The organism is Pyxidicoccus sp. MSG2 (assembly GCF_026626705.1).
GTDB lineage: Bacteria > Myxococcota > Myxococcia > Myxococcales > Myxococcaceae > Myxococcus.
In genome coordinates this window covers 2,167,705-2,186,993 of sequence record NZ_JAPNKC010000001.1, presented here as the reverse complement: position 1 = coordinate 2,186,993, position 19,289 = coordinate 2,167,705, and the positions used below count along the sequence as shown (strand labels likewise).

The window sequence follows — 19,289 nt, the reverse complement described above, 5'->3', positions numbered from 1 at the left end:
CGCTCGTGCGTCCTCCGGGCCACGCGGTCCGTGTCACCTGGACCGCGTGTTTGCCGCTGCCATGGTGTCCTGGCGGGGACGCCGGAAGTCACGCCGTGGACGAACGACCCGCTGCGTTGCTGGAACAGCCGGGCACCTCTTTGCCGGTCCCGTGGGCTCCTCTAGAGTCGACCGGCATCACCAACGGGGAGGGAAATCCGCATGCTGAAGCACTTCGCAGTGGGTGCAGTGATGGTCTTCGCGACCCAGACGCTGGCCGCTCCTCCGCAGAAGCTCGGCAAGCCCGAAGGCCAGCTCAACATCATCGCGTGGCCCGGCTACATCGAGCGCGGTGCGACGGACAAGCAATACGACTGGGTGACGCAGTTCGAGAAGGACACCGGCTGCAAGGTCAACGTCAAGACGGCCGCGACCTCGGACGAGATGGTCTCCCTGATGAACCAGGGGGGATATGACCTGGTCACCGCCTCCGGCGACGCGAGCCTCCGCCTGGTCCACGGCAAGAAGGTGCAGGAAATCAATACCGCGCTGATTCCCTCGTGGAACACCGTGGACTCGCGACTGAAGGACGCGCCCTGGCACACGGTGGAGGGCAAGCACTACGGCGTCCCCTACCAGTGGGGCCCCAACGTGCTCATGTACAACACCTCCGTCTTCAAGACGGCGCCCACGTCGTGGGCCGTGGTGTTCGAGGAGCAGAAGCTGCCGGACGGCAAGTCCAACAAGGGGCGCGTGCAGGCGTATGACGGCCCCATCTATGTCGCGGACGCCGCGCTGTACCTGATGAAGAAGCAGCCGGAGCTGGGCATCAAGGACCCGTTCGAGCTCAATGACAAGCAGTACGCCGCCGCCATGTCGCTGCTGCGGAACCAGAAGGCGCTGGCGCATCGCTACTGGCACGACACCACCGTGCAGATGAGCGACTTCAAGAACGAGGGCGTCGTCGCCTCCAGCGCCTGGGGCTACCAGGTCAACGCGCTCAAGGGCGAGAAGCAGCCCATCGACTCGGTGATTCCACAGGAGGGCTCCACCGGCTGGGCGGACACCACCATGATGCACGCCAGCGCGAAGAACCCGGTGTGCGCGTACAAGTGGATGGAGCACTCGCTCAACAAGAACCTGCAGGCCTCGCTCGCCGAGTGGTTCGGCTCCAACCCGGTGGTTCCGGAGGCGTGCAAGACGAAGGCGCCGGGCGGCACGGACTTCTGCAAGACCAACGGCTTCGAGCGCTTCTCGCAGGTGCACTTCTGGAAGACGCCGGTGGCGAAGTGCGCCAGCCAGGGCACGTGCGTGCCCTACAGCCGCTGGACGCAGGACTACATCGCCATCATGGGCGGCCGGTAGCCGAAGGGCCAGGGACACGCCATGAGCAGCACCGCCGTCGAGCTTCGCGATATCAGCCGTCACTACGGCGGAGTCCGCGCCGTGGATGGCGTGTCCCTGTCCATCCAGGACGGTGAGTTCTTCTCCATGCTCGGGCCCTCGGGCTCGGGGAAGACCACCTGCCTGCGCCTCATCGCCGGCTTCGAGCAGCCCACGTCGGGCAGCATCCTCCTGCACGGCCAGGAGGCCGCCGGCCTTCCGCCATACGAGCGCGACGTCAACACCGTCTTCCAGGACTACGCACTGTTCCCGCACATGAGCGTGCTGGACAACGTGGCCTATGGGCGGATGGTGAAGGGCGTGGCGAAGGCGGCGCGCCACCGCGAGGCGGAAGGCGCGCTGGAGTTGGTGGCGCTCGCCGGCTTCGGCGCGCGCCGGCCGGGGCAGCTCTCCGGCGGACAGCGCCAGCGCGTGGCGCTGGCGCGGGCCCTCATCAACAAGCCGCGCGTGCTGCTGCTGGACGAGCCGCTGGGCGCGCTGGACCTCAAGCTGCGCGAGCAGATGCAGGCGGAGCTGAAGTCCCTCCAGCGCCGGCTGGGCATCACCTTCGTCTACGTCACCCACGACCAGGGCGAGGCCCTGTCCATGTCGGACCGGGTGGCTGTCTTCAACCAGGGCCGGATCGAGCAGGTGGAGACGCCGCGCAACCTCTACGCGAGGCCGCGCACCGTCTTCGTCGCGGGCTTCGTGGGCACCGCCAACGTGGTGAAGGGCGACCTGGCGCGCCGGCTCACCGGCAGCGAGCAGCCCTTCTCCGTGCGCCCCGAGCACGTCCGCTTCGCGCAGGCCGCGGAAGGCAACCGGGTCAGCGTGGAGGGCCGGCTCGTGGAGGTGCAGTACCACGGCGCCACCAGCCGCTATGAGGTGCAGGTGGAGGGCAATCACGTGCTCACGCTCAGCCTGCTCAACGGCGAGGTGGACGAGGCGGCCCTGCCTCGCCGGGGCGACGCGGTGCGCGTGGCCTGGGCCCGCGAGGCGATGGTGCAGCTGGAGCCGGGGGGAGGGTAGACATGGGCACCTCGTCTCCCATGGCGTTGCCCGCGCCGGGCCAGCCCCGCAACCGGCTGTCGCGACTGGTGGCCAACGTGCTCTACCGGCACGGCACGCTGTACCTGCTGCTGCTCCTGACGCCGCCGCTGCTCTGGTTCGGTGGGGTGTACCTGGGCTCGCTGCTGTCGCTGCTGGTGCAGAGCTTCTACACCTTCGACGACTTCACCATGGGCGTGACGCCCGACTTCACGTGGGCGAACTACGCCGCGCTGCTGGAAGCGGCCAACCACGACATCGTCCTGCGCACGCTGGGCATGGCGGCCGCGGTGACGGTGGCCTCCGCGCTGCTCGGCTTCCCCGTGGCGTACTACATGGCCCGCTACGCCACCGGCTGGCGCAAGGGCTTCTTCTACATCGCCGTCATGCTCCCCATGTGGGCCAGCTACATCGTCAAGGCCTACTCGTGGACGGTGCTCCTCTCCAAGGGCGGCATCGTCTACTGGATGGTGGAGCGGATGTACCTGATGCCCGCGCTGGAGTGGGTGCTGTCGCTGCCGGGCGTGGGCGGCTCGTCGCTGTCCACGTCGAACCTGGGCCGCTTCCTCGTCTTCACCTACGTGTGGCTGCCGTTCATGATTCTGCCCATCCAGGCAGCCATCGAGCGCGTGCCGGGCAACCTCTTGCAGGCGGCGGCGGACCTGGGGGCGCGGCCGGCGCAGTCGTTTCGCACGGTGCTCCTGCCGCTGGTCTTCCCGGGCGTGGTGGCGGGCTCCATCTTCACCTTCTCGCTCACGCTGGGGGACTACATCATTCCCCAGTTGGTGGGCCCGCCCGGCCTCTTCATCGGCAACATGGTCTACACGATGCAGGGCTCCATCGGGAACATGCCCATGGCGGCGGCCTTCACGGTGGTGCCCATCGTCATCATCGGGCTCTACCTCGCCGTGGCCCGCCGGCTGGGAGCCTTCGATGCGCTCTGAGGCGCGCAGGGACGACGGCCCCCGGGCCCCGGTGTGGCTGCGCGTGCTGGCCTATGGAGGCCTGCTGTTCCTGCACTTCCCCATCCTCATGGTGGGGCTCTACGCCTTCAACACCGAGGAGAGCGCGTTCAGCTTCCCGCTCAAGGGGCTCACCCTGCGCTGGTTCCGGGCCGCCGCCGAGCGCGAGGACGTGCTGGCCGCCATCGCATTGTCCCTGCGAGTAGCCCTGGCATCCACGGCGGTGGCGCTGGTGCTGGGCACGCTGCTGGCGGGGGCGCTCTACCGCCGCCGCTTCTTCGGCAAGGAGGCCATCAACCTGATGGTCATCCTGCCGATTGCGCTCCCCGGCATCATCACCGGCATCGCCCTGCTGTCCGCCTTCCGTCTGGCGGACGTGTCCCCCAGCTTCTGGACGATTGCCGTGGGCCACGCCACGTTCTGCGTCGTCATGGTCTACAACAACGTGGTGGCCCGGCTGCGGCGCATGCCGCACAGCCTGCTGGAGGCCTCCGCGGACCTGGGCGCCGACGGTTTCCAGACGTTCCGCCACGTGGCGCTGCCGCAGATGGCCACCTCGCTGTTGGCCGGCGGCATCCTCGCCTTCGCCCTCAGCTTCGACGAGCTCATCGTCACCACCTTCACCGCCGGGCAGGAGAAGACCCTGCCCATCTGGCTGCTGGACCAGTTGGGCCGGCCGCGCGACGTGCCGGTGACGAACGTGGTGGCGCTGTGGGTGATGCTGATTACAGCCGTCCCCATCCTCGTGGCCTGGCGCCTGACGCGCGGCACGGAGGACGTGGCCGGCAGCAGCAGATGATTCGGGCGGCCACGGTGGCCGCTTCGCGCAGGGCGGTCACGACGACCGCGTGACACACAGGGGAGGACCGCATGGACAGCAAGCTGTTGATGGGTGGCGAGCTGGTGGCCGGCGAGGGCCCGGCGGAGGACGTCCTCAACCCGGCGACGGGCGAGGTGCTGGCCCGCGTCCCCGAGGCGTCCCTCCCGCAAATCCAGTCGGCGGTGCGCGCCGCGGAGAAGGCCTTCCCCGCCTGGTCTCGCACGCCGCCGAAGGACCGCGCCGCGGTGCTGCTGAAGCTGGCGGATGCCATTGAAGCGCAGGGCGCGGAGCTGGCCCGGCTGGAGTCGCTCAACTGCGGCAAGCCCTACGCGCTGGCGTTGGCGGACGAGATTCCCGCGGTGGCGGACGTGTTCCGCTTCTTCGCGGGCGCGGTGCGCACCATGCAGGGCGCGGTGGCTGGCGAGTATGCCACCGGCTACACGAGCATGATTCGCCGCGACGCGCTGGGCGTGGTGGCCTCCATCGCCCCGTGGAACTACCCGCTGATGATGGCGGCGTGGAAGCTGGGCCCCGCGCTGGCCGCGGGCAACACGGTGGTGCTCAAGCCGTCCGAGCAGACGCCGCTGACGACGCTGAAGCTGGCCACGCTCATGGCCGGCCTCTTCCCGCCCGGCGTCGTCAATGTCGTGACGGGGCGCGGCGAGTCCGTGGGCGCGCCGCTCATCCGCCAGCCGCAGGTACGCATGGTGTCGCTGACGGGCGACGTGGCCACCGGCCAGAAGGTGCTGGAGGCGGCGTCCCAGGGCGTCAAGCGCACGCATCTGGAGCTGGGCGGCAAGGCGCCTGTCATCGTCTTCGACGACGTAGACCTGGAGTCGGTGGTGTCCGGCATCCGGACCTTCGGCTTCTACAACGCGGGGCAGGACTGCACCGCGGCGTGCCGCATCTACGCGGGCCGCAAGGTCTACGACAAGCTGGTGGCGGACCTGTCCAGCGCAGTGGCGTCCCTCAAGGTGGGCGAGCAGGAGGCACCGGGCGTGGAGATGGGCCCCCTCATCACCGAGAAGCAGCGCCAGCGCGTGGCGGGCTTCGTGGAGCGCGCCGCGGACCTGAAGCACGTGGAGGTGACGGTGGGCGGCAAGGCGCGCGGGACGAAGGGCTTCTTCTTCGAGCCCACCGTGGTGGCCGGCGCCCGCCAGGAGGACGAAATCGTCCGGCGCGAGGTGTTCGGCCCGGTGGTGTCGGTGACGCGCTTCGAGGACGAGGAGCAGGCGATTGCGTGGGCCAATGACTCGGAATACGGCCTCGCGTCCTCTGTGTGGACGAAGGACCTCTCCAAGGCGATGCGGGTGGCGGCGCAGCTCCAGTACGGCTGCACGTGGGTGAACTCGCACTTCATGCTGGTGAGCGAGATGCCCCACGGCGGCGTGAAGCGCTCCGGCTACGGCAAGGATTTGTCCATGTATGCCCTGGAGGACTACACCGCCGTGCGCCACGTCATGGTGAAGTTCTGAGCGGGAAGGGAATGGACATGAAAGACAACGCCAACCTGCTGCGCCGCAAGGATGCCGCCACTCCGCGAGGGGTGGGCGTCATGGCTCCCTTCTTCGTGGCCCGCGCGGAGAACAGTGAGTTGTGGGACGTGGAGGGCCGCCGGTACATCGACTTCGCCGGCGGCATCGCCGTGCTCAACACCGGCCACCGCCACCCGCGTGTGGTGGAGGCGGTGCGCGCGCAGCTCGACGCCTTCACCCATACCGCCTACCAGATCGTTCCCTACGAGAGCTACATCGCGCTCGCCGAGCGGCTGAACCAGCTCGTCCCTGGCCCGCACCCGAAGAAGACGACGTTCTTCTCCACGGGGGCGGAGGCGGTGGAGAACGCGGTGAAATGTGCCCGCGCCGCCACGGGGCGCAGCGGTGTCATCGCCTTCACCGGCGCCTTCCACGGGCGGACGATGATGGGCATGGCGCTCACCGGCAAGGTGGTGCCGTACAAGGCGGGCTTCGGCCCCTTCCCGGCCGAAGTCTTCCACGTGCCCTTCCCCATGCCGCTGCACGGGGTGGACGTGGACGACTCACTCAAGGCGCTGCAGTACCTCTTCAAGGCCGACATCGAGCCGAAGCGCGTGGCCGCCATCATCATCGAGCCGGTGCAGGGCGAGGGCGGCTTCTACGTGGCGCCGCCGGAGTTGATGCGCGCGCTGCGCAAGGTGTGTGACGACCACGGCATCCTCCTCATCGCCGACGAAATCCAGACGGGCTTCGGCCGCACCGGCCGCTGGTTCGCGATGAACCACCACGACGTGGCGCCTGATTTGATGACGCTGGCGAAGTCGCTGGCCGGAGGCTTCCCCCTGTCCGCGGTGACGGGGCGGGCGGACATCATGGACGCGCCGGCACCGGGAGCACTGGGCGGCACCTATGCCGGCAGCCCCATGGCCATCGCCGCCGCGCACGCGGTGCTGGATGTCATACAGGAGGAGAAGCTGGTGGAGCGGGGAGAGCGCCTCGGTGTGCAGCTCCGGGAGCGGCTCGTGTCGCTCAAGGCCCGGCAGCCGCGGATGGCCGAGGTGCGTGGCCTGGGCGCCATGCTCGCGGTGGAGTTCTGCCAGCCGGGAGGCAACACCCCGGACCCGGACTTCACGCAGCAGGTGCGCGCGCGGGCGCTGGAGCGCGGGCTCATGCTCCTCACCTGCGGCGTCCACGCCAACGTCATCCGCTTCCTCTTCCCACTCACGATTCCGGACGCCGTCTTCGCCGAGGCCCTCACCATCCTCGACGGTGCACTGACGGCCTGAGGCTCTGACGCTCGGAGGTGCGCTCCCTGGACGGGCGGGCCGGCGGCACACCGGCCGGCGCGTCACGGAGAACAGGGGCGGACTCCCTCGCGAGGGAAGGCCCGGGGCGACGCCCCAGGGCCTGACTGCCGCGGGAGTCCGTCCCCCGACCCGTGGGCGTGCTCAGGGGGACCTCTTCATGGAGGTCTCATGTCCAAGTTCGTGCAAGGCGTCATCACCTTTGTCTTCTGTCTCGTCTTCCCTTCCGTGGTGATGCTGGTCATCAGCCAGTTGGACGTGACGAAGGGGGTCATCCCGCCACTGATTGCCCTCGCCATTGGTGGAGGCTTCGGCCTGCTGTATGGCCTGGAGGCGGCCATCCTGAACATCTACGACCTGGAGTCGCCGCTCGGATGGTTCGAGATGATTGTCGACCTGACCTGGAGCCTGCCCAACACGATGTTCGGCTTCGTGGTCGGCAACATCATCTACATCTTCTTCGGCACGCCCTCGCGCACGGACTCCGAGGGGCAGGCGTGGATCAGCTTCGCTCCGAGGGGCGGGGGCGGCTTTGGCAGCAAGGTGCTCCAGACGCTGGGCACCGTGAATCTCGGCGGCGCGGGCCAGCACGAGCGACAGCACCTGTTGCAGGCGCGCGTCCTCGGGCCCTTCTACATGCCCTTCGTCGTGGCCTCGTATGTCGTCACCGGCACCATCCAGATTGCCTGGACGCTGCTGTTCGGCTGGTGGCTGGCCCTCGCGGGTGTTCGAAACAAGGCATGGTTCGAGCCGCCGGCTGTCTCGGCGGTGGGCGGCTTCTTCGGGTGGATCTACTTCGCCACCCCGCTCGAGCTGCTGGGGTACGGCCTGGGGAACCCTTGAGTGCTCGCGTGGAATTCACGACAGGGTTGGGCAGGGCGCTCTAGGCAGGGTTTTTGAGCGCGAGAAGATCGGGCCTCCATCTGCCTGGAGGCCCCTTTGGCTCGTACCCCCCTGTTCGAGCTGTTCCGTCAGACCACCCGTGTCGTGTTGGCGTCGGAGCTGCGGGGAGCCCCCAGCCGGGAGGCCACGCAGTGGATGCGGATGGACCGCCGCCAGGTGCTCAAGGGCCTGACGGCGGTGGGCGTGGGGTTGGCGGGAGCACGGGCCGGGGCAGAAGCCGCGAAGCCGCCGCCGTCCTCGCTGCGAGTGGGCATCGTCGGCGCGGGTCTGGCGGGGCTGGCGTGCGCGTATGACTTGAAGCGCGCGGGCATCCTCGCCACCGTGCACGAGGCGAACGACAGGCCCGGAGGGCGCGTCTTCTCGCTGGGTGGGGCCTTCAGCGGGCCGGTGAGCTTCCCCGGGCAGGTGGCGGAGCGCGGCGCCGAGTTCATCGACACAGGGCACAAGACGATGCTGGCCTACGCGCAGGAGTTCAACCTCGCGAAGGAGGACGTCACGAAGAGGCCCGGGGAGGTGTTCTACTTCTTCGGAGGCCAGCGCCATCCCGAGTCCGCCGTCGTGGATGAGTACCGCGCCTTCGTCGCCGCCATGCGCCCGGACCTGCAGGCGCTCTCCGCCGAGCCGACGGCGGACGTGCACACGGCGGTGGACCGGCAATACGACTTGATGGACCTGGTCACCTACCTGGAGACGCGCGGCGCGGGGCCGGTGGTGAAGGCGGGCATCATCGCCGCGTACGAGGGCGAGTACGGCCTGGAGGCGCACCAGCAGAGCTGCCTCAACCTCCTCTTCTTCATCCGCGCCAACCGGCGCTCGCGCTTCGAGCCCTTCGGCATCAGTGACGAGCGCTACCACCTGGTGGGCGGCAACCAGCAGGTGCCACGCGAGCTGGCGGCGCGGCTGCCCGGACAGCTCCGCTACGGCGAGCGGCTGGAGGCCGCGCGCAAGACGGCGGCCGGCGCGGTGGAGCTGACCTTCCGGCGTGGGAGCACGGCCGTCACGGTCACGTACGACGCGGTGGTGTTCGCGGTGCCCTTCACCGTGCTGCGCGGCGTTTTGCTGGATGTGTCGCTGGCGCTGCCGGCGTGGAAGACGCTGGCGATTCAGCAGCTCGGCTACGGCACCAACGCGAAGATGATGGTGGGCTTCCAGGGGCCCGTGTGGCGCGAGCGCGGGTGCGACGGCGCGACGTACTCGGACCTGGCGGACCACCAGGTCACGTGGGAGACGAACCCGGGCCGGGCGACGGCGCAGGACGCGGTCCTCACGGACTACTCCAGCGGTGCGCGCGGAGCCTCGCTGGACCCGAACAACGTGGCGCACGAGGCGGAGCGCTTCGTGGCGGCGCTGGACCGGGTGGTTCCGGGCACGGCCACGGCGGTGAAGCGCGGCGCGTGCGGCCGCATCCTCGCGCACCTGGAGCACTGGCCGAGCAACCCCAACACGCGCGGCAGCTACACCGCCTACAAGCCCGGCCAGTTCACCCGCATCTGCGGCAACGAGGGCAAGCCCGTGGGCAACCTCTACTTCGCGGGCGAGCACGCCAACTCGTTCTACGAGTGGCAGGGTTTCATGGAGGGCGCCGCGCTGTCCGGCAAGGACTCCGCGGCCGCCATCCTCCAGGCCTTGAAGGTGGGCCCGCTCTGACACCGGGCGTCTCGGTACGTGCAACGTTCATCGCCGAACGAAGCACGGGCTCCGGTGCTCCAGCACTTCGCCGGGAATTTGAGATGATTTGACGAACAGGCAGGTGGTGGAACGCATTCCAGGGGGATTAAGTGTTGACACTCATTGCGCTCGGAGGGCGGCTCTTATGAATGACAAGGGGCCCTACATCCTCACTCCCGTAGCCAATGACTTCATGATGCGCTTCTCCGAAGCCTTGAGGGAGCCCGAAGCACATCCCGTCGTCTTTGGCCTCTGGGGAATGGGAGGCGTGGGGAAGACGAGCCTACAGGAAAAACTAGAAGCCGAGCTTTCGCGGAGCGCGTTCTTCGTCAGGGTCTCCTTCGGCATGACGACCGGCATCGAGACGCCCATCAAGCTGATGAAGGCGCTTCATGACGAGGTCGACGCGCGTTTCGAAGGCTCCATGTCCTGGCGTGCGGCGAGGCTGCTGCGGCAGGACACCTTCAAGACGCTGCACTCGCAATACCAGGAGACGCTGACGCAGCTGCAGGCCAAGGCGCCTGACGGTAGGACGCCGGCGGACAAGGCCCAGATAGAGACGGTGAGGCGCCTGGCCTCGCTCGCGGGAAGGGGCATCGCCCAGCTTCTTCCCATACCCGCTATTCCGGCTCCAATCGTGGAGAAGGCGTCCGACGCTTCCGTGGACATCGCCGTAAAGTTCCTCGAAATAAAGGACGAGGTCCAGCGACTGCTGGCGCAGCATCAGGCAACGAAAGCCAATCGGGCGTTGCAGGAGCTGTTGCTGGACCCGCTCGGGCAGCTCACCCGTGCCTTCGCGCGATACCTGCATCAGGCCTGCACGTCGAAACCGATTGTTATCATTCTCGATACGTACGAGAAGGCCTCGAGCGAGATAGAGACCTGGCTTTGGCAGTACCTGCTCTCCGTCCAAGAGGTCCGGACGAGCGCGATTCGCATCGTGGTCGCCGGTCGGTACTGCATCGAAGAGTCAGAACCCTGGCGGCGCTTCCAGCAGGACTCGGGGCTACTCCAAACCTTCCAGTTGGAGCGATTCCAGGAAGAGCACGCCCGGCGGTACCTGGAGGAGATTGGAATCACCGCTCCAGACGTCGTCGGGAGAATCCACAGGACAACGAAAGGGCTCCCCTACTACTTGGATGCTATCCGGCGGAATCAGTGGCAGGTATCGACGAACCACCTGGACCTGTCCAGACTCGGGGAGAAGATAGTCAACCTGCTGTTCTGGGACCTCGACCGGAACTCGATGCTGCTCGTGCAGCTTGCCGCCTGTTGCCGATGGCTGGACCGCGGCGTGCTCGCGCACCTCGCATCCTGTGAGGAGTTCGCTCCGGCGTTCGCGGGCAGGCCAGACTGCTTCGAGTGGCTCAAGGAGCACGACTACATCACGCTCGCCCAGGGGCAGTACCGCATGGATGATGTGTCGCGAGACCTTGTCCAGCAGTCGTTACGTCAGGAAGACCCGGACCTCTTCCATTGGATGCACTCGCGGCTCGCCGAGTATTTCCATCAGAAGGCGGCACGGGAAATTGCATTCGGCGGTTCCTACTCCGAAAGATACGGCAACCCCGACTGGCGGCGGCACACCACGGAGTGCCTCTACCATCTCCTTCTCTCGCGGCAGCAGGACCGCGAGGTGCTGTTCGTTTCATGCTTCTTCGAGGCGTTGTTTTTCGACGCCGAGGAAATCGTGAACGACGCTGTCACCGCACTGTCGGCAGAGGTGGACCTGGAGTCGGCCGGGGAGGAGGGATGTCTCCTGGCCGAGTCCACGAGGAAATTCCTGCAAGGCATTTACTGTACCGTGTTCTATGGAAAGTGCTTCTTCGACGAGAAGCGATTCATCCGGATGTTGGAACGGACCATTCCGGACGAGGTAGATGTCGAGGAAGGGCGGATCAGCAAGGGCAAGTACATCGCCGACATCGAGGCCAAGCTACCGGCCCTCAGGAACAAGGAGCTGGAGATCTGCTTCGGGTATCTTCCCTCGCTGCAGGGAATCGCCCGGCTGTCAGCATTGGTGCTCCGAGCCGAGTCCGAGCCGGCCGAGCACCTGAAGCAGTCGTGGCTGGGCCAGGCTGCGGCGCATGCCAGGGCTCTCGCGGTGGGTTTGGAAGCGCACTTGGTCAGCCGCATCTTGGTTTCGGAGGTAGGCGAGCGGCTCCTCGCACAGCGAAGATACGAGGAGGCAGCCTCCTGCTTCGAAGAGGCATTGCGGCTGCAGCCTGACCACGAACTCGCATGGCTCCGGTACGCCATGGCGATGTTCAATCAGCAGCGCTACGAAAAGACCCTCCAATGTTGTTCGAGGCTGCTGGAACTCTCTCCAGGCGACGGCCTGGTGCTGTTGCTCCGCGGCATCTCACTCAGGATTCTCGATCGCCGCGAGGAAGCACTCTCCAGCTTCCAGGAGGCGACGCGCGGTCCGGGCGGAGAGCGCAATGCAGGGGCGATCTGGCTGGAGCACGCGCGCACGCTGAGCGCTATGGAACGCCATGCCGAGGCCGTTGCGAGCTGTGACGAGGGTCTGAAGCTCGATGCGGACCATCCGCAACTCTGGCACGAGCGAGCCGTGGCCCTGATGGAGTTGGAGCGGTTCGAGGATGCATGCGAGAGCTTTGCCGCATACGCACTCCATGATGCTGATGACAGCCGCAAATGCCGACACTACGTCTTCGCCTTGGTGGGGGCGGGGCGCTATGAGTTAGCGCTCTCACAATTCGATGCTCTCCTCGTTAGCGCCCCCTCGGACAGCATGCTCTGGAGGCTGCGGGGCGGCACCTTGGTCGCGCTCGGGCGGTTCAGTGAAGCGGCGGATTCCCTGGGCAGGGGCGCTCCATCCGTGCCTGATGGCGCTCATTGGCCTTTGTGGGTTGATGCACTCTTCGATGCCGGGCGCTTCCATGAGGTCATCGCGGCATGCGAGAGGGCACTGGATCACCTGCCAGGAGAGCCCGTCTTCTGGCGCATGCGCGCTCATGCTCTGGTGGTGCTGGAGCGCTACCCCGAGGCTCTCGAGAGCTACGCGCGTGCGCTGGGCGCGGGACTCGCTGATGATGGCCAGTTGCTTATGGGGCGAGCCATGGCGTTGATTCAGCTGCAGCGGCCAGATGAACTCCAGGCGATGCTCGACGAGCACGTCACCGTGATGGTCGACCTTTCAGGAGGGGAATGGTTGGAAGCGTGGAGGGGTGGGGAGAACCTCCAGCACTTGGTTCAGTCTCGCGGCGCTCCCCTGAAACCGGCGGCTCTCGGACCCTTCACTTGGCGTTTCCAGGGCAGCAATCTCCTCCTGCTCGAATGCTACGCGGAGGCGGTGGTCCTGTTCGACCGGGTGTTGAAGCGCTGGGAGAAGGACGTTGTCACTTGGCGCGGGCGAGCGGCGGCGCTCATGCAACTGGCGCGGTACGAAGAGGCCCTGGGGAGTTTCGACAAGGCCCTGGAGCTGACTCCCGGCTCGGCCCAGGACTGGACCGGCCGGGGCCTCGCGATGCTTCGCCTGGGAGCCTTTGACGAGGCAGTGAAGAGCTTCTCCCAGGCACTGATGTTGAGCCCCGAGGGCGAGGCGCGCGGCAACGTCCTGTACAACTTGGCCTGCTGCCATGCGAGAGCCGGTGCCGGGGAACTGGCGCTGGAGTGCCTGTCCCAAGCGCTCGAGTTGCGGCCGGTTCCCACTCGGGAACTAGCGATGGACGACCCCGACTTGGCGCCCCTCCGGGAGCAATTGCGCTTTCAAGCCTTGATGGAAAAGGCCTGCGGGTAGGGCGGATGCCTCGGGACTACCCATACGCAGTCCCGGGGCACGGAGAAGCGGATCTCCCTGCGCGCGCTTCTAGCGCACCTCGTCCGAGCGCAGCCGTGGCGGCAGGCGCGGTCCGAATTCGGGCGGCTCCTCCTCGAGCGACACGGGCGGGGCGTACTTCAGGGTGGACAGCCCCATCCAGCGGTTGAGGGTTGCCCTCGCCGCCTGCTGCTGGTCCGACGGGAGCTGGACGATGCGCGACCCGTGGTTGCCGCCGGGAACGAGGTAGAAGTACGAATCCTGCGCATTGCCCAGCGCGTAGGCCGCGGCCGTCCACGGGTCCAGGCTGCCGTAGACGAACATCAGGCGCTGGCCCTGGAAGGACACCCAGTCCTGGATGTCCACCATGGCCTGGGGCCGGTGGACGAAGGGGATGCCGGGTGGCGAGTACACGTCACCGGTGTCCGTGCCCGGGTGGTGGATGAGTGAGCCGAGGTGCGCCTCGTAGGGCTGGGGCCAGCCCAGCTCCAGCGCCGCCTGGTAGTAGTAGGCCCAGTAGCCGCTGATGCCCTGGTCGGAGTAGCTGCTCAGGCCGACCTCGTAGTCCATCGTCGCCAGCAGCGCCTCGTCCGAGGCGGTGGTGCCGGCGATGTTCTGGTTGCAGCGCGACGGGGCGTCGTACTGCCAGAAGGCGAAGTAGGTCTCGATGACGGCGTGCTCCAGCGCCTGCTCGAAGCCGAGCTGCGTGTAGGTCAGGCCCGTGTCCTGGGCATAGGCCTGTAGCAGTTCGAGCATCCGCTCGCGGCGCGAGAGCGTCTCGCGCTGGAAGGCCCACAGCCGCTCGCGGCAGGCCGCCTGGGCATCCCCGCCCACCGTGACCTGGAAGGCCGGGAATCGCTCATCGTCGCGGCGGGCGATGGGTGCCACGTAGGCCACGGTGGCGTCCACGTCGTCCGGGTAGAAGCGGCGGAAGAACACCACCGTCTCGCCGCCCTTGCTGCCGCCGGTGGAGACCCACTTGCCGGTGTAGATGGGCTTGAGCGCCTGGGTGATGCGGTGGAAGTCGTCGGCGGACTGGCGGATGGTGAGCTGGCTCCAGTCCGCGGGCTCCGGGATGCTGGGCGGGAAGAAGCGGTGCTCCAGCGAGACCTGGTTGGCGCCGAGCAACTGCGTGGGCTCCGAGCGGCTGGGAGACGTGGAGACGTAGTAGCCGCTCGTGAAGAGCACCATGGGCTTCGTGGCCGAGGTGTGCAGCAGCGTCAGGCGCTGCTCGAAGCGCTGGCACTCCGGGTGGGCGTGGTCCACCGGCTGGTTGTACCGCATGACGAAGAAGCGGTAGCCCGCGGGGAGGTTGTTGCCGTTGGGGTTTTCCTGCACGGTGAGGCCGGGGATGGCGCGCAGGCGGACGAGGATGTCCGCCGACGGGTCGGCGACCACGTCCGGGTTGCCCGGGCCCGGGTCGTAGCCGCTGGGGATGCAGGCCACGCCGCCGTCGGTGCCGGCGTCCGTGTTACCCGTGCCCGCATCCGTGTCGCCAGAGCCCGCGTCCGTGCTGCCGGTGCCGCTGTCCACGTCGCCCGGACCTGCGTCCACATCGCCGTGGCCCGCGTCCGTGTCACCCGTGCCACTGTCCACATCGCCGTGGCCTGCGTCCGTGTCACCCGTGCCGCTGTCCACATCGCCGTGGCCCGCGTCCGTATCACCCGTCCCACTGTCCACGTCGTGGTGGCCCGCGTCCGTGTCACCCGTGCCGCTGTCCACGTCGTGGTGGCCTGCGTCCGTGTCGCCCGTGCCGCTGTCCACGTCGCCGTGGCCTGCGTCCGTATCACCCGTGCCGCTGTCCGTCCCACCGGTGCCCGCGTCGTCCGTTCCCGCGTCCGTCGTGCCGGTGCCGCTGTCCGTGTCACCCGTGCCCGAGTCCGTTGTGCCGGCGTCACCGGGACGCGTGCCGGAGTCCACGACCTGCGTGCCGCTGTCAGGAGTGTTGTTCGGTGGGTCGTCGCCACAGGCTACCGAGGAGAGCAGTGCCAGGATGGGAACGAGCAGCAACAGACGGGATGGGCGTTCAGCGCGAACCATGGGGACTCCGGAATGGGCCGCGCATCCTATGTCAGAAGCCAGACATCCCGTGACTCGCCCCGGTCGCAAACGCTCCGCGCCTGCCGCCGCGAACGATGGGCAGAACTCCACCTTCCACGGGTGAAATCCGGCTCCCCCGCAGTGCGTAATAGGATTGCGTCAGTCACCCGGATGGAGCATCCGCCGCAGGCAAGCACGGCGCCCCGCGGTCCCCTCCCACGTGGGAGGAGAGCGCGGGGGCCGGTGCACCCAGGACCGCTGGGACTACTTGCCCTTGTTGTACTCGCGGCTCTGGATGACGCCCTGCACCTCGGCCAGCGCGCGGGCGCCGGAGGCGGACTCGAGGGCCTTCTCGGCAATCGCCTGCACCTGACGCTTCGCCTCGTTCAGCTCCGCCTGGAGCGTCTGGATGGCCTGCGCCTGCTTCGTGGCGGTGTCCTTCAGCGAGGCAATCTCCATGCTGGCCACGCGCTGCGCCGTCTCCGCGTCCTTCGTGGCGAGCGTCAGCTTCAGCTCCCACTCGGACTTCACGCGGTTGCCGACAATCGCGGACGCTGTGTCCGTCTCCTTCTTCAGCACCAGCGGGAACTCGGACACCTGCTTGCGCAGGGTCTCCAGCTCGTTCTCGCGCAGCTTCAGGGCCTCCTCACGCGTGGCCCACTCCTTCTCCAGCTTCTCCTTGCGGTCGCGCTCGGTGGCGGCCTGCTGGCGCAGCCCCTCGGCGAAGGCGTCCTGCTCCTTCTTGCGCAGCTGCTGGGTGTCGTAGGAGTACGCCTCCTCGGTGCGCTTGCGCGCCAGCTCCGCGGCCTCGCGCTCCGTGGCCAGCTCCGCGGCGGCCTTCGCGCGGGTGTCCTCGATGTCCTTCTGGAGGCGCTCCATCTCCGCCTCGAGCTCCGCCTTCTTCTTGTCGTACTCGGCCACCAGCACGTCGATGGCGCTCGCGGCCACGTCCTTGCCGTGCAGGCCGTTGAGCTCCTCCGTCTTGAGCTGGATGGCCTCGTCGAGCTGCTTGAGCTCCTCCACCAGCGAGATGACCTGCTCGTTGATGCCGGCCAGCGTCTTGTTGATGGTGAGGCCCGCCTCGGTCACCTTCTTCACGGCCGTCTCGGCGGTGAGGCCGGAAACGTCGGCGAGGACATTCTTGGCGTGGGTGTCGAGCGCCTCCTGCTCCTTGGAAACGACGACGGGCTTGTTGCGGGCCTTGCGGGCGAGCTCGTCGAAGGCGGCCTTGGTGGCCTCGGTGGAGCGGTTGCGGGCGACGGCGTTGCGCTTGGACGTGGTGCGAGAAGCCATGTGACTCTCCAGGTATGGCAAGGCCAGGGCAGGCCCGAGGGCCCGCGAATGGCGTGGAAGTTCTGCGGGGAGTGCGAGGCCCCTTTCTGGCGGCCATGGGAAGAAGATACCTATGGGGTCTGACATGCTCGGTGGCCGTCCAGGCACCCGCCAGGGCCCCTGGATGCCCCCAGAAGGGCCTCCGGACGGGGTGGGGAAGGGGGGAGTCCAGGGCCCCCCGGCTTCCGGCCCCTGGCGGGGCCCCTGGAGCCGCCGGTTCCAGGCCGGGGAACGGCCTGCCGGACGGGGTTTCCGGGTGCTCCGGGGCGTCTCCGAGCTTGTCCTCCGGGCCCGCGCACGGCTAACTCGCCTCCCTGAATCGGCTCAAGGGAGAGCGTCAATGCAGGTCGTCAGTGTGAAGAAGGTCCTCGCGGGCGCGGTGGAGGAGGGGGCGAAGGTGGAGGTCCGTGGTTGGGTGCGCACCCGGCGCGACTCGAAGGCGGGCATCAGCTTCGTCAACGTCAGCGACGGTTCCACCTTCGACCCCATCCAGGTCGTCGCCCCGGCCACGCTGCCCAATTACGAGAAGGAGATCCTCCACCTCACCGCGGGCTGCTCCGTCGTCGCCCGGGGCTCGCTGGTGAAGTCCCAGGGCAAGGGCCAGGCCTTCGAGGTGCAGGCCGACGAGGTCCAGGTGCTGGGCTTCGTGGACGACCCGGACACCTACCCCATCCAGCCCAAGCAGCACACGCTGGAGTTCCTGCGCGACGTGGCCCACCTGCGCGTGCGCACCAACACCTTCGGCGCGATTACGCGCGTGCGCCACCGCGCGGCCCAGGCCGTCCACCGCTTCTTCGACGAAGAGGGCTTCTTCTGGGTCAACACGCCCATCATCACCGCCAGCGACGCGGAGGGCGCCGGGCAGATGTTCCGCGTCTCCACGCTGGACACGGTGAATCCGCCTCGCACGCCGGAAGGCAAGATTGACTGGCACAAGGACTTCTTCGGCAAGGAGGCGTACCTCACCGTCTCCGGCCAGCTGAACGTGGAGGCCTACGCGATGGCCATGTCGAAGGTCTACACCTTCGGCCCCACCTTCCGGGCGGAGAACTCCAACACCACGCGCCACCTGGCCGAGTTCTGGATGATTGAGCCGGAGATCGCCTTCGCGGACCTCAACGAGGACGCGAACCTGGCGGAGCGCTTCCTCAAGTCCGTCTTCAAGGCGGTGCTCGCCGACTGCGCGCCGGACTTCAAGTTCTTCGAGGAGCGCGTGCAGAAGGGCGTCACCGAGCGCATGGAGAAGTTCATCAACTCCAGCTTCGAGCGCATCGACTACACCGAGGCCATCGAAATCCTGAAGAAGGCCAAGAAGAAGTTCGAGTACACGCCCGAGTGGGGCAAAGATCTACAGACGGAGCACGAGCGCTACCTCACCGAGGAGCACGTGGGCCGGCCGGTGGTGGTGATGAACTACCCCGAGCAGATCAAGGCCTTCTACATGCGCATCAACGAGGACGGGAAGACGGTGGCGGCCATGGACGTGCTGGCCCCCGGCATCGGCGAAATCATCGGCGGCAGCCAGCGCGAGGAGCGGCTGGACGTGCTCGACGCGCGCATGCGGAAGTTCGGCCTCCAGCCCGAGCACTACCAGTGGTACCGGGACTTGCGCCGCTACGGCACGGTGCCGCACGCGGGCTTCGGGCTCGGGTTCGAGCGGCTCATCGTCTACATGTGCGGCCTGCAGAACATCCGCGACGCCATTCCCTACCCGCGCGTGCCGGGCTGGGCGCAGTTCTAACCGCGCCCACCTTTGGAGCGGCTGCGCCCGTCTATGGCAGCCGCTCCTGCAGCGCGGGCCAGCGCGTCTTCACCCACTGGCGCACGTAGTCCACTTCCCCCTCGTACTCGTTGAAGTCCTGGCGGTCGTCCCCAGGCGGGGAAGTTGCCGGCGCCTCCGCCCCTCAAGGGTCGTCGGCCAGGTCGTCCAGCGCATCTTGCGCGCGCTCGCGGTAGAAGGGCACGACTTCCACGGCGAGCACGTCGCGCATCTCCTGTCGTGCGCTGTCGTAGTCACCCGCCAGTCGGTGACGCTTCATCCTGTAGAGCGCGTCCACGAGCCTGTTGGAGCCATCCGTGATGCGCGCAGAGGTCGCCCGGAGCAGTTCGAGCGCTCCGGCCTCCGTGGAGAGTGCCCGCGCCGCGTCGTCGTCACTGATGGCGACCTCGCGAGCGGTGCGCATGAGGAGCGAGCGCACTTCATCCGTGAGCACGAGCGGAGCGCCTTCGCGCAGGACCCGGCGAGCCAATGCCCGGATGGGGTCCCAGTCGATTGCGTAGGACATGGGCTATTTCTCCTCCTTCCGCCGGTAGCACTTGTCGATGGGCCATTCCTGCTGGCCCTCGCAGTAGCGAAAACACTCGTAGCAGGAGCCAGTCCAGCCGTCCTCCTGGCATTCGCCATACGTCCGGATGCAGCGCCGCTTCCACTCTGGGAGGTCCGCGTTGTGCGAGTCGTCCCACTCCGAGGCCGCGCTGTCCGACGCGGCCTTCGCGCCGCCCATGAGTACAGCGGCTTCCGCGGCTGAAAGCCCGCACGCATCAGGAACTCCTGGGTTGCGCTGCAGGCAGCATGTCTCGCTATCCATACAGGTG

General features: G+C 67.5%; 14 protein-coding genes. 10 read left to right on the top strand and 4 right to left on the bottom strand.

The window, feature by feature from the left end:
* The first annotated feature begins 201 nt into the window (after window positions 1-201).
* The 9 genes from OV427_RS07745 to OV427_RS07705 all read left to right on the top strand — a co-directional run bounded on the left by OV427_RS07745 (window position 202) and on the right by OV427_RS07705 (window position 13,304).
* Entirely contained in the window at window positions 202-1,344 is a 1,143-nt protein-coding gene (locus OV427_RS07745; protein WP_267855464.1) for an ABC transporter substrate-binding protein, read from the top strand.
* A gap of 21 nt (window positions 1,345-1,365) precedes the next feature.
* A complete protein-coding gene (locus OV427_RS07740; protein ID WP_267855463.1) occupies window positions 1,366-2,391 on the top strand; it encodes an ABC transporter ATP-binding protein in 1,026 nt (341 codons plus the stop codon).
* A 2-nt stretch (window positions 2,392-2,393) separates the two neighbouring features.
* Window positions 2,394-3,353, top strand: coding sequence for an ABC transporter permease (locus OV427_RS07735; RefSeq protein ID WP_267855462.1), 960 nt, complete (start codon window positions 2,394-2,396; stop codon window positions 3,351-3,353).
* On the top strand, window positions 3,343-4,170 hold the full coding sequence (locus OV427_RS07730) for an ABC transporter permease (RefSeq protein WP_267855461.1): 828 nt from the start codon (window positions 3,343-3,345) through the stop codon (window positions 4,168-4,170). The genes OV427_RS07735 and OV427_RS07730 overlap by 11 nt, the downstream gene beginning before the upstream one ends.
* A gap of 71 nt (window positions 4,171-4,241) precedes the next feature.
* A complete protein-coding gene (locus tag OV427_RS07725; RefSeq protein ID WP_267855460.1) occupies window positions 4,242-5,666 on the top strand; it encodes a gamma-aminobutyraldehyde dehydrogenase in 1,425 nt (474 codons plus the stop codon).
* A gap of 17 nt (window positions 5,667-5,683) precedes the next feature.
* Entirely contained in the window at window positions 5,684-6,952 is a 1,269-nt protein-coding gene (gene gabT, locus OV427_RS07720; protein WP_267855459.1) for a 4-aminobutyrate--2-oxoglutarate transaminase, read from the top strand.
* 189 nt (window positions 6,953-7,141) lie between these two features.
* Window positions 7,142-7,813 (top strand): hypothetical protein, encoded by a 672-nt coding sequence (locus OV427_RS07715; protein ID WP_267855458.1) that lies wholly within the window; start codon window positions 7,142-7,144, stop codon window positions 7,811-7,813.
* A 96-nt stretch (window positions 7,814-7,909) separates the two neighbouring features.
* Window positions 7,910-9,520 (top strand): flavin monoamine oxidase family protein, encoded by a 1,611-nt coding sequence (locus OV427_RS07710; protein ID WP_267855457.1) that lies wholly within the window; start codon window positions 7,910-7,912, stop codon window positions 9,518-9,520.
* A 166-nt stretch (window positions 9,521-9,686) separates the two neighbouring features.
* Window positions 9,687-13,304, top strand: a complete 3,618-nt coding sequence (locus OV427_RS07705) for a tetratricopeptide repeat protein (RefSeq protein ID WP_267855456.1) — start codon at window positions 9,687-9,689, stop codon at window positions 13,302-13,304.
* A 69-nt stretch (window positions 13,305-13,373) separates the two neighbouring features.
* Here OV427_RS07705 and OV427_RS07700 read toward each other — a convergent pair whose 3' ends face one another.
* Together OV427_RS07700 and OV427_RS07695 are read right to left on the bottom strand one after the other, a co-directional pair.
* The gene (locus tag OV427_RS07700) at window positions 13,374-15,362 is read right to left on the bottom strand and encodes a S28 family serine protease (protein WP_267855455.1); all 1,989 of its coding nucleotides are present in this window, start codon (window positions 15,360-15,362) and stop codon (window positions 13,374-13,376) included.
* Window positions 15,363-15,626: 264 nt separating this feature from the next.
* The gene (locus OV427_RS07695) at window positions 15,627-16,655 is read right to left on the bottom strand and encodes a kinetoplast-associated protein (protein ID WP_267855454.1); all 1,029 of its coding nucleotides are present in this window, start codon (window positions 16,653-16,655) and stop codon (window positions 15,627-15,629) included.
* Between the two features lie 379 nt (window positions 16,656-17,034).
* Between OV427_RS07695 and asnS the strand changes: the two genes are divergently transcribed.
* The gene (gene asnS, locus OV427_RS07690; protein WP_267855453.1) at window positions 17,035-18,435 is read left to right on the top strand and encodes an asparagine--tRNA ligase; all 1,401 of its coding nucleotides are present in this window, start codon (window positions 17,035-17,037) and stop codon (window positions 18,433-18,435) included.
* A 163-nt stretch (window positions 18,436-18,598) separates the two neighbouring features.
* Here asnS and OV427_RS07685 read toward each other — a convergent pair whose 3' ends face one another.
* Window positions 18,599-18,979, bottom strand: a complete 381-nt coding sequence (locus OV427_RS07685; RefSeq protein WP_267855452.1) for a DUSAM domain-containing protein — start codon at window positions 18,977-18,979, stop codon at window positions 18,599-18,601.
* 3 nt (window positions 18,980-18,982) lie between these two features.
* Window positions 18,983-19,198 carry a hypothetical protein gene (locus OV427_RS07680; RefSeq protein ID WP_267855451.1) on the bottom strand — a complete coding sequence of 72 codons (216 nt, stop codon included), beginning with the start codon at window positions 19,196-19,198 and terminating at the stop codon, window positions 18,983-18,985.
* Between the last annotated feature and the right edge of the window lie 91 nt (window positions 19,199-19,289).

Bases quoted from the DNA above. Each gene is read 5' to 3' on its own strand.
- OV427_RS07680 (WP_267855451.1), bottom strand. From the start codon at position 19,198: ATGGGCGGCGCGAAGGCCGCGTCGGACAGCGCGGCCTCGGAGTGGGAC.
- OV427_RS07705 (WP_267855456.1), top strand. From the start codon at position 9,687: ATGAATGACAAGGGGCCCTACATCCTCACTCCCGTAGCCAATGACTTC.
- OV427_RS07740 (WP_267855463.1), top strand. From the start codon at position 1,366: ATGAGCAGCACCGCCGTCGAGCTTCGCGATATCAGCCGTCACTACGGC.
- OV427_RS07725 (WP_267855460.1), top strand. From the start codon at position 4,242: ATGGACAGCAAGCTGTTGATGGGTGGCGAGCTGGTGGCCGGCGAGGGC.
- OV427_RS07735 (WP_267855462.1), top strand. From the start codon at position 2,394: ATGGGCACCTCGTCTCCCATGGCGTTGCCCGCGCCGGGCCAGCCCCGC.
- OV427_RS07685 (WP_267855452.1), bottom strand. From the start codon at position 18,979: ATGTCCTACGCAATCGACTGGGACCCCATCCGGGCATTGGCTCGCCGG.
- OV427_RS07745 (WP_267855464.1), top strand. From the start codon at position 202: ATGCTGAAGCACTTCGCAGTGGGTGCAGTGATGGTCTTCGCGACCCAG.
- OV427_RS07730 (WP_267855461.1), top strand. From the start codon at position 3,343: ATGCGCTCTGAGGCGCGCAGGGACGACGGCCCCCGGGCCCCGGTGTGG.
- gabT (WP_267855459.1), top strand. From the start codon at position 5,684: ATGAAAGACAACGCCAACCTGCTGCGCCGCAAGGATGCCGCCACTCCG.
- OV427_RS07715 (WP_267855458.1), top strand. From the start codon at position 7,142: ATGTCCAAGTTCGTGCAAGGCGTCATCACCTTTGTCTTCTGTCTCGTC.
- OV427_RS07695 (WP_267855454.1), bottom strand. From the start codon at position 16,655: ATGGCTTCTCGCACCACGTCCAAGCGCAACGCCGTCGCCCGCAACCGC.
- OV427_RS07700 (WP_267855455.1), bottom strand. From the start codon at position 15,362: ATGGTTCGCGCTGAACGCCCATCCCGTCTGTTGCTGCTCGTTCCCATC.
- asnS (WP_267855453.1), top strand. From the start codon at position 17,035: ATGCAGGTCGTCAGTGTGAAGAAGGTCCTCGCGGGCGCGGTGGAGGAG.